Origin of the sequence: Arsenophonus sp. ENCA (assembly GCF_002287155.1) — a bacterium.
GTDB lineage: Bacteria > Pseudomonadota > Gammaproteobacteria > Enterobacterales > Enterobacteriaceae > Arsenophonus > Arsenophonus nilaparvatae.
Genome location: NZ_NHNG01000314.1, coordinates 1 through 773, shown reverse-complemented (window position 1 = coordinate 773; position 773 = coordinate 1). Strand labels below are relative to the sequence as shown.

General features: G+C 59.4%; 2 protein-coding genes. Both read right to left on the bottom strand.

What is annotated here, in order from left to right; all coding sequences use genetic code 11:
• On the bottom strand, nucleotides 1–513 hold a 513-nt coding region (locus CBG25_RS08465), incomplete at its 3' end, for a phage minor head protein (protein WP_290605999.1).
• The coding region (locus tag CBG25_RS08460) for a DUF935 family protein (RefSeq protein WP_290605997.1) at nucleotides 497–773 on the bottom strand (277 nt) is incomplete at its 5' end. The genes CBG25_RS08460 and CBG25_RS08465, both read right to left, overlap by 17 nt.

Below are 773 nucleotides of genomic sequence, written 5' to 3'. Positions count from 1 at the left end.
ATCGGCAGGAAACACCCGGCCATGCAGCGCCAGATGGCTTTTGCGGGTACGGTTATCGCGTATCGCCACATACATCCAGTAGGGACGCGCCGCAACATTCTCCCGCATTTCAGCCCAGCGCCCGGCGTTGTAGAGGGTAGTGAGATTGGTGCGATAAATCGTCTCCAGTCGCTGCGGGCTACCCAGCTGCACCGTCACCGGCTCACCGCTGACCGGGTCGGTGGTGGCCTGCTCGCCCCACCATCCCTTGGCCTGCAGTACCGGGGTCAATTCCTGGGCAAACCACTGCCCAGTTTTGCCTTCCGCCAGGGCGGTTTCCAGCGCCTGATACATGTCCTGCAGAATATCGAGTCGCGTCACCTTGGCCACCGTTGCTCCCTGGGCATGGGCGGCTTGCCAGACATCCTGCCAGTCCCAGGAAAAGGTAAAGCCTTTGGCTTTCAAGTAGGCTATCGCCCGTTTAGGCAGCAGGCTAAACAGTGCCGTCAGTTCGTTATCATTGAGTGTCGGCATGTAACCTCCCCCAGACGTTGGCAACAAACATCACCCTGGCCAGGGTTTCCTGTAGCGCCTCTGCCTGCATCTCGGGGTAGAGTGCGGCCAGTTTTCCCCTCAGTTCGCGGGGAGCCACACCGGATTGTACGGCTTGAAATAACGGTGCCAGTAGCGGTTGTAGCGTCTTGTCCAACGTGCCGTTTTTCATCAGGCTGTCCAGTGCTCGGTCAAGTTGCGCCTGGGCATCGTGCATGTTCTGCGTCTCGCCTTCGGCAAAG